A 9032-nucleotide genomic window follows, 5' to 3' on the forward strand; every position below is an offset into this window, starting at 1 on the left:
GCAGCACCTGGCGTGCATAATGCGGTTGTGACTCTCGATTCCCAGATCTCTGCGCGTCTGAAGCGCAACGCAGACGGCCTGGTCTGCGCCGTCGTCCAGCAGTACGACTCACGTGAGGTCCTCATGGTGGGGTGGATGGACGATGAGGCGCTCCGGCGCACCCTGGAAGAGGGGCGAGTGACCTTCTGGTCGCGGTCCCGCCGTGAGTACTGGCGCAAGGGGGACACGTCCGGACACGCCCAGTACGTCAAGTCCGTTCATCTGGACTGCGACGGCGACGCCCTCCTGATCGAGGTCGATCAGGTCGGAGCCGCCTGCCACACCGGCGAGCGCACCTGCTTCCTGGCCGGCGGCGATCTGGGCGCGTACGTAGGAGAGCGCCCCGACTGACCACTCCTCGGGCAGCGCGGTTTAGCGATTTGCAACAGACGGCCTCGGACCGTCACGATGGATACGAACAGGCGCTCTTCCAGAGCGCCGGCAGGCGACATCGGGGAGGTGTGTGATGACCTCGTTCGAGGCGATGGTGGCCGGGGCCAAGGCGGCCGCCGACCGTCGCGCTTCGCTGGTTCCCCTGGCCCGCCTCAAAGAGGCCTCTCGCCTGGTTCCCGGCGCCATCAACGCCCTGTCTAGCCTGCGTACCGATGATCGCGCGGTCACGGTGATCGCTGAGGTCAAGCGCTCCACGGCCACGTTCGCGGACCTCAGCGGCGTTGGGGATCCGGGGATGCTGGCCTGCTTCTACGCCGCAGGCGGTGCCGCCTGCGTCTCAGTGGTCACCGGGCCGAGCACCACGCGAGGCTCCCTCAAGGATCTGGACGCCGTCAGGGCCTCCGTGGATCTTCCCATCCTCGCCAACGACCTGGTGGTCACGCCCTACCAGGTGCACGAGGCCCGGGCTCACGGTGCCGATCTGCTCATGCTCGACGCCCGCCTTGAGACCCTGGTGCTCGAAGGACTCATCGAGAGGGTCCACTCCCTGGGGATGGGCGCCGTCGTCGAGGTCCGTACCCGCCGCGAGGCGCTGACCGCGGTCGATGCAGGGGCCTGCATCGTGGCCATCGACACCCGCGATCCCGACACCCTGGTCGTCGACTGCAGCCTGTTCGATCAGGTCACTGACGTTCTGCCGACGCAGGTCGTGCGGATCGCTGCCGGAGGCGTCAGAGGTCCGCACGATGTCATGAGCTTGGCGCGCTGCGGCGCCGATGTCGTCCTCGTCGGTGAGGCCATCATCCGCTCCACCGACCCCCAGCAGTTCGTTGCCGAGCTGGTCGCCGCCGGCGCCCACCCGGCACTGATCCCCTCCGCCCATCGAGAGGTTCTCTGAGTGCCTGTCGCCACCCTTTCCGCCATAATGCCAACAATGCCAACGATGCCGGCGATGCCGTTCACGGCCGTGCCGACCGCAGGCATACCGAGCCCGTCCTCGGCCGTGTGGTACCTCGGCCCCATCCCGGTGAGGGCCTACGCGTTGTGCATCCTCACCGGGGTCTTCGTGGCCGTGTGGTGGTCGGATCGGCGCTACCGGGCCCGGGGAGGCCGACCGGAGCTGGTCCTCGACGTCGCCATCGTGGCCGTGCCGGCTGGAATCGTGGGTGCCCGGCTCTACCACGTGGTCTCCTCGCCCGACGACTACTTCGGCCCCAACGGCGACCTGGCCCGTATCCCGCAGACATGGCAGGGAGGCCTGGGAATCTGGGGAGGCATCGCCGGCGGGGTCCTGGCCGGGGTGCTCCTTCTGCGTCATCGCGGCCTGCGGGTGGCTCCCTTAGCCGACGCCGTCGCCCCGACGCTGCTGGTCGCTCAGGCGATCGGCCGACTGGGCAACTGGTTCAACCAGGAGCTCTACGGCTCCCCGACGACGCTGCCCTGGGGACTGCGGATCGACGACGCCCACCTGCCGGCGGGTTCCACCTACCCGCCGGGGACCCTGTTTCATCCGACCTTCCTCTATGAGGCCCTGTGGAACCTGGCTGGGGCGGTCCTCCTGGTGTGGATCGGCAGAAGGATGCTCGCCCGCAGCGGGGTCACGGGCGGGAGACTGCTGTGGATCTACCTCATGATCTACACCGCCGGCCGCGTGTGGATCGAGATGCTGCGCATCGACGAGGCGGAGACGATCCTCGGCCTGAGACTGAACGTGTGGACCTCCATCGTTATCTTCCTCGTCGGCGCCATCGGACTGATCCTCACCTCCCGGCGCCCCCTGAGCGACGCCATTGACAGGCCGGGGCGCGAGGCAAGGAAGGATCGCTTACAGGGCCGGGAGGACGACTCCGCCGAGCACGACTCGCCTGACGACGCCTCACCGGCAGAACCCGCCGCTGCGGCGTCGGCCCGCCCGGACCGGGCAGATTCGTAGGGAACGAATCGGGGACCCGCCCGCCACGCCGCCGGAAGGCAACCGGGTGAGGATGGTCGCAACCTGACAAGTGACGAGATTCCTCCTCGTGCACAGGGCCCGGTGTCCCGTATTCTTAGCCCATGCGTAGAGCCAAGATCGTATGTACCCTCGGACCCGCTACTGATTCTCCCGAGCAGGTGCAAGCGCTCGTGGACGCCGGCATGAACGTGGCGCGCATCAACCGCTCCCACGGCCGCGCCGAGGACCAGGAGGAGGTCATCGGCCGCATCCGTGAGGCCGCAGCTGCTTCCGGTCGCGCCATCGCCGTCCTCGTCGATCTCCAGGGCCCCAAGATCCGCTTGGGGCGGTTCGTGGACGACCAGAAGGTCATGCTCAACAAGGGCGACGAGTTCACCATCACCATCGATGACGTCCTGGGCACTGTCAAGCGCGCCTCCACCACCTTCAAGGGGCTTCCCGGCGACTGCCGCCCCGGTGACCGTCTCCTCATTGACGACGGCAACGTCGCGGTGCGCGTCGTGGCCGTTACCGACACCGATGTCGTCACCAAGGTGGAGGTGCCCGGTTACGTCTCCAACAACAAGGGCATCAACCTGCCCGGTGTCGCCGTCTCCGTGCCGGCCCTCAGCGAGAAGGACCGCGAGGACCTGCGCTGGGCACTCAAGATCGGTGCCGACCTCATCGCCCTGTCCTTCGTGCGCGACGCCGATGACATCAAGGACGTCCACGAGATCATGGACGAGGTCGGCGTACGCCTCCCGGTCATCGCCAAGATCGAGAAGCCCCAGGCGGTGGAGAACCTCTTCGACATCGTCTCCACCTTCGACGGCATCATGGTGGCCCGTGGCGACCTCGGTGTGGAGATGCCCCTGGAGGCCGTCCCGCTGGTGCAGAAGCGCGCCATTGAGCTGGCTCGCCGGCAGGCCAAACCGGTCATCGTGGCCACCCAGGTCCTGGAGTCCATGATCCAGAACCCTCGGCCCACGCGGGCCGAGGCCTCCGACTGCGCCAACGCGATTCTCGACGGCGCCGACGCCGTCATGCTCTCCGGTGAGACCTCCGTGGGCGCCTACCCCATCGAGGCTGTGCGCACCATGGCCAGCATCATCGAGAACGTCGAGGAGCACGGAGGGGAGCGCATCCCCAGCCTGGGCTCCTACCCGCAGACGCGCGGTGGCGCCCTGACCCGCGCCGCCGCGGAGATGGGCGAGCATCTCGATGTCACCTACCTGGTGACCTTCACCCAGTCCGGTGACACCGCCCGACGCCTGTCTCGTCTGCGCTCCCCGCTTCCGCTGCTGGCCTTCACCCCGCTGCACGAGACGCGCAACCAGCTCGCCGTCTCCTGGGGCGTGCAGTGCTACGAGGTGCCCGAGGTCCAGCACACTGACGAGATGGTGGCCCAGGTCGATGAGATCCTTCAGGACAAGCACCTGGCCCAGCCCGGGGATACCGTCGTCATCGTCGCCGGCATGCCTCCGGGCACGCCCGGCTCGACCAACTCGATCCGTGTCCACACCGTCGGCGAGACGGGTGACTACAAGGTCTGAGCACCGTGAACTGAAGGGGGCTCTCACCAGATGGTGGGAGCCCCCTTCAGTCATGAGTACACCTGGGCAGCATCAATCCGAACAACTGGCTACCCCTGCTCGCCTTCCGCAAGCGTCTCATCGAGGGTGAGGTTGCTCCGGAGTCGAGCACGGCTAGCGTAGCGTCTACCGAGGAGAGGAACGAGACCACGACGGCCCGCGGCATCCGCAACACGGCCTGCCGTCCGATCAGCGCGGCGAAGAAGCAGCAGATACTCGATCTGGAGCCCACCGGCATGTCTGCCCGCGCGATCGCTCGGCAGGTCGGCACATCCACTTCCACGGTGAAGGCTGTCTGCCGCCAGGCCAAGCAACCACTCCGCCGCAAGCGACGCTTCACCAGCGATGATCTCCAACGTGCACAGCAGCTCCACGCCCAGGGCCGTACATACATCGAGATCGGCCTGGAGCTTGGCTTCGGACGGGATACGGTGAGCAAGCATCTGGCGGCGACACAGGCCTGACTAATGGCTAGGGGAGTGAAGACAGACAGAGTCAGAACGCCACTACGCGTCTTCTCTCGTTGCCGCTGCAGGTTGGGCCCGGCAAGTACTTTAGCGTTGCTAGCAGTTCTGATTCTCGTAGAAGGTGAGGTCGGAACGAGCACGAATACACCACAAGATCCGTCTGCGTACCCTGCCAGCGGTGATCAGTATTCGACGTGATTCCGGAAATTACTATTGACATCACCAAAGAAAAGCATATAATCGTAAGTAGACACAGGCCAACACCGTGTCACCAGAATCTCCGGCGGGTGGTTTCTAAGCCACACAGCGGGAGATTTTTATTTGGTGAGCTTTAACGCGGTTTCCTATCAAAGACTGACATGAAGTCCTTGCGGCTGGTGCGCTTGTCTTGTTTGACCTGCATGCACAAGTAGCTGTCACCCTTCGTTACGCAATAGAACCGATGGGGCAGCATCCGCATATCTTTGCTGTTTGCGATCGTATCTGAATCGAGCTAATACTTGACGTGCGGTTACCACTTCGGCGAGCGCACGATTACGTTATATTCCTAAAGACAATGCTTTAGAACTTCGTCGTGTGATGATTCTGAGAGTCGTGAGTACCGTCTTCAAATGTAAAACAGTGAACTATCTTGCCCTTGTTATATGAGATGTGAGTCACGCACAAAATACAGCACCTATCGTTGTTAATTGCCATACAGTGGGAATATGTCAAGCTTGGACGTTCCACGAATAATCCGCCAGACAAACAAAATACTCAAAGACTACGGGTATCCAGAGATTAGTGGTGAATCAGAAAGAATGCTTGCAATCTCTGCGTCGATCAAGGCAAGTCAAGATCTCAGGCTCAGAGGTGCCTTTGCTATTATAGGTGCATTCTCGTTGGTCGGCGTATGGATCGTTTCTGGTGGCATCTTCAACCTACAATATATCGCCTTATTATTAGCGCTAACTTCAATTTCAACCGTATACTCATACTTCACAATCATAGATGTGGGCGCGCGAGATGCAGCGTCGGCAATCTTGAATCACCGTGCCAGTAATCTAGAGTGATGCAACTCGTCTGGAATACATCTTGCAACTTGATATCAGAGGGGGAGGGGAACTATCGGAGCGCTGCGGCAGCGGAGGGTAGTGAAGGGCGCCAGTGACACGCAGATGAATATCGTGCCTAACTCTCAGAGTGGGAGTGTGTTGCAAGATGGTGAGGTCAGTAGGCCGGGCTTCTGCATGTAGTGAGCTTACGCAACATATTGAGCAGTTAATATGTTCTGTCAGCGGCGTTGTGCCGCTCAGCCGCGACATCCGTGATGTTCCGTCGGGCGTCCAGCTGAGTGGTGGCTGTGCATCGAGAACACGGTGCCCAGCTTCTTCAGTATCAACACGGATGCGAACCGTTGCGAACTGATGGCGCAGGCGTGCCACCTGTGGAAGGTGCGGAGAATCCCTGGCACATTCCACAGGTGCACGACCGACAGCCTTCTGGTAGGCAACGGTGTTTGATGTGAGTGGCCGAGCCTTTTTTACGGGTTGCTAACTTGCGTGCCCTGTAGCGCCTTCAGTACTGCGATGAGACTCTCGGTTGACTCTTCCAACTCGTCGTCCGTGTATGGAGCGTTGAGTCTGTTCTCTGGATGGTGTATAGAGTTCCGAATGAAGTATGGAAGTGTGGCTCCCTCTGGGCCATCGTTCGGCCGGTCATCGCGTTTCCATTCTTTGTCGTATGGCAGCTTGTGCGTATCGTGTAGGCAGACGTTAAGACTCCACTCACTCTTACGTTTCGTAATCACCTGTATCTCACCCCACAACTCATCATGGAATTCAGGCGAAGAAATTCCAAATGCAAAGTAGGTGATCTCGCCTAGAGAAGGCTTTTGGCTGGCAACGAGTCCGAGTTCTTCCGAGTACCGAATCGATGGCCCGCCATCTTCGCGCGAAAGGATGAGCAGTTTGTGCTGTGCTGGGCGGTATGAGCGCAGCATGTACGGCGAGTGCGTGATGAGGAATAGTTGCTCGTTTTCCGAGATTTTTGCCAGCGCTTTTCCGAGCTGAATCTGCGCACGAGGGTGGAGCCAGGTTTCGGGCTCGTCCAGGAGGAGCGTAAGGGGCGCAAGCTCCTTCGTTTTGTGCTGCATATTCGAGTACACCTGAATCAGTGCCAACGTGACGGCGCGCTGCATCCCGGTACCTTTGTCGCACAGCGGGGTCTCGTAGTTGCCATCCGTGACGAGTAGCTGGCCACCCTTGATGAAGGTCGTAGCATCAGGAAGATCGAAGTCGAGCCGGACTTTGGCCGCGCCGTATTGCGCCTGTAAAAGGATTTCAACTTGGCTGGTGACATCTTCGGTCAGAGACGAGAGCGATTCCTCGCCATCGGAGAATGCCTCTGTATGAGCCTTCTGAAACGCCGTCCACCTGTCGGTCTCTTGGAATTTTTGCGAGACGGCCGCGATGAGTTTACCGAGTGGTTTTGTTGTACCAAGATCGACGACTTCGGAGGTGGTGGTGTCGGCAAGCACCGGCACGAGGTCGACTAACGACCTGAAAAGTGCGTCGATGCCGGTTGGGTTCTCGAACTGCTGCGTCTCAGGATTCCAGAAAGTAATCTTCTTTCCGTCAAGTGCCGCTGTTTTGCGGCCTTGTGTGATTGTCTCTACTTTCGGTGACCGACGGACTCTAAAATAGGGCTCTTCGTGGTTATTGTTTAAGTACTTTGCGAGTTTTTTGTACTTTTCTGACTGAACGATATTGATTAAGTCTTGGCCGGCGAAAATTGCTTCCACTGACAGGTCTTCAGTGGTCGACTTGTTCTGTAAACTTGACTGCTCGCCGACGTTCTCAATGAGGTAGCGCAGTGCGTGAACTATTGTAGACTTTCCGCAGTTATTGTCACCAACGATATAGTTGATCCCTTTGGAAAAGGTGATCTTCTGTTCGCCCTCGAAAGACTTGAAGTTGGTGATAGTTAGGGACTTGAAGTACATGATGGATTCCTGATTCCTCATGGTGTGCCTGTCGCAGCCATTGCGACATCGTGCCCGAGTGGGGCGCTTTCACGATAGCTTGTCGTGAGGATGGTGAGTGAGCCTACGCCGTTGCGGTTTGGTAACGGCAGCGGGGCGCGGACCTCTCAAGCCGCTTGTCGATCTGGATGTGGCACCTTAAGTGGTAGGCATCCTAGACTGATCGGTGTTGGGCTGGAGTTGCATGCCTCTTAATAACAATCAACTCATTGGGGCTCAAAATCGCTCTGTGAAAACGAAGGTCCCGTTATGCCGCCTGCAACCTACTCTCAACAACCGCTACCCGGCCGGCGAGGTCCTCATGCTGCGTGGTGAGCAGCCGTAGTGCGCCTTTCGCCTCGAGGGCGTCTTGGTGCTGAGACTCGATGTCTTTACTGAGTGCGTCGATCCGCTCGGTTACTTCCTGATGATTGCGATCGATCTTCTCATCCAGTTCTGCAAACCGATTGTCAATCTCATTAAACTGAGCACCGATGGCGTCGAAACCTTCCTCCATGCTGCTGCGCACGTCTTTTATCTCATGCTCTAGCTTGTCGAGCCGTCTCTCCATACCGTCTAAGCGCTTGTCGATCTTGTCGAAGCGTTCAGCATTCCGTGCCTCTGTGGCGTTGAGACTCGTGGTTAATAATTCTTGTATACGTTGAAAGTCCTTTTCAGTCATACTTCTATTTAAGCATGTTGGTGTTCGAGTGTAAACCACGACATCATGATGGATAGAAAGAGTTCGGTCTGTCAACGGTGCATCGTCGATACAACTAGTATGTCTTCAAGTGCTCGAGAAAAGGATGAATGGCGGAGCGGCGGACATCTCCAATACAGTTGAGTGCCACAACATCTATAATAATGGCGCACATAAATGCGCTATTCCCACTGTGGTGAACGAACTTCGCTAACGCAAATGACGTTATCGTCACCGCGAGAGCGGCAAGACTAGCTGGAATGAAAGTCTTGCACGTCTGCTTGTTGAGTGGAATTAGGAATCCGATACGTGCAGGCTGCACTGGCTGATCCCCGTAGTAGTCGGCTGCGCAGCGACGGCGCTCGAGATATAGGAGGATAACGCGCCGATACTCCAACATCTGGAGCCCGAACATAGTGAGTAGGAACGGCACTAAGGGTTGCTCTCGGAGAACGGGACCCACCACGGTGACCGTTGCAGCAACAATCGCTTCAACATACTTCCAGGCCGGAATCATCGTCGCTGCCACCACCTCGGACTGCGCCCAGCGCTGCATGTTTTCTAGGTGCTGCTTGCGCTCACCGGTGGCTGAAGGGACCTGCTCCTGTGCCCAAGTGGCGGTGCGCATCATCCGGTGGCGGTAGGACAACTGTGTTGCGGCCACAGCGGCAGCGATCAGGCCAGTCAGCGCGGTAACGATGCCGACGGCAGTATCGACGCTGAAAGTCGCAACGCTCATGATCGTCTGGTGCGCCGCGCCAGATCGGTGTCGGTGGGATGACCCTGGGGGAGGGGTGCACGTTGGCTCATGGCGGCATCGTAGCCAGTGACGTCCTCCTCTTCTCCTACACCTCCAACCCGCTCACCAGCCCACCGGCGTCGGTGTCGAGGGCGTGGGCGATGCGGA

The 9032-nt window shown here is 59.7% G+C and carries 9 protein-coding genes; 6 read left to right on the plus strand and 3 right to left on the minus strand.

All coding sequences use genetic code 11. The annotated features are described in order from the left end of the window. Positions 1–27 precede the first annotated feature (27 nt). The 6 genes from hisI to HMPREF2883_RS14630 all read left to right on the plus strand — a co-directional run bounded on the left by hisI (position 28) and on the right by HMPREF2883_RS14630 (position 5476). Positions 28–390: a phosphoribosyl-AMP cyclohydrolase gene (hisI, locus tag HMPREF2883_RS03620; protein WP_176747136.1), complete on the plus strand. Its 363-nt coding sequence runs from the start codon at positions 28–30 to the stop codon at positions 388–390. Positions 391–505: 115 nt separating this feature from the next. Further along, positions 506–1330 (plus strand): indole-3-glycerol phosphate synthase TrpC, encoded by an 825-nt coding sequence (locus tag HMPREF2883_RS03625; RefSeq protein ID WP_070659018.1) that lies wholly within the window; start codon positions 506–508, stop codon positions 1328–1330. Between the two features lie 36 nt (positions 1331–1366). Then, on the plus strand, positions 1367–2365 hold the full coding sequence (gene lgt / locus HMPREF2883_RS03630; RefSeq protein WP_081381297.1) for a prolipoprotein diacylglyceryl transferase: 999 nt from the start codon (positions 1367–1369) through the stop codon (positions 2363–2365). 122 nt (positions 2366–2487) lie between these two features. After that, positions 2488–3918: a pyruvate kinase gene (gene pyk, locus HMPREF2883_RS03635; protein ID WP_070659020.1), complete on the plus strand. Its 1431-nt coding sequence runs from the start codon at positions 2488–2490 to the stop codon at positions 3916–3918. A 275-nt stretch (positions 3919–4193) separates the two neighbouring features. After that, positions 4194–4421, plus strand: coding sequence for a helix-turn-helix domain-containing protein (locus tag HMPREF2883_RS15020; protein WP_070659022.1), 228 nt, complete (start codon positions 4194–4196; stop codon positions 4419–4421). 710 nt (positions 4422–5131) lie between these two features. Further along, on the plus strand, positions 5132–5476 hold the full coding sequence (locus HMPREF2883_RS14630; RefSeq protein WP_141759017.1) for a hypothetical protein: 345 nt from the start codon (positions 5132–5134) through the stop codon (positions 5474–5476). A 470-nt stretch (positions 5477–5946) separates the two neighbouring features. On the opposite strand, the gene HMPREF2883_RS03650 is transcribed toward HMPREF2883_RS14630, so the two are convergent. The 3 genes from HMPREF2883_RS03650 to HMPREF2883_RS03660 all read right to left on the minus strand — a co-directional run bounded on the left by HMPREF2883_RS03650 (position 5947) and on the right by HMPREF2883_RS03660 (position 8864). Then, a complete protein-coding gene (locus HMPREF2883_RS03650) occupies positions 5947–7407 on the minus strand; it encodes an ATP-dependent nuclease (protein WP_070659023.1) in 1461 nt (486 codons plus the stop codon). Positions 7408–7693: 286 nt separating this feature from the next. Continuing rightward, the gene (locus HMPREF2883_RS03655) at positions 7694–8107 is read right to left on the minus strand and encodes a V-type ATPase 116kDa subunit family protein (protein ID WP_141759018.1); all 414 of its coding nucleotides are present in this window, start codon (positions 8105–8107) and stop codon (positions 7694–7696) included. A gap of 94 nt (positions 8108–8201) precedes the next feature. Continuing rightward, positions 8202–8864 (minus strand): hypothetical protein, encoded by a 663-nt coding sequence (locus tag HMPREF2883_RS03660; RefSeq protein ID WP_070659025.1) that lies wholly within the window; start codon positions 8862–8864, stop codon positions 8202–8204. Positions 8865–9032 lie beyond the last annotated feature (168 nt).

Source organism: Actinomyces sp. HMSC075C01 (genome assembly GCF_001812965.1).
GTDB classification, from domain to species: Bacteria; Actinomycetota; Actinomycetes; order Actinomycetales; family Actinomycetaceae; genus Actinomyces; species Actinomyces acetigenes.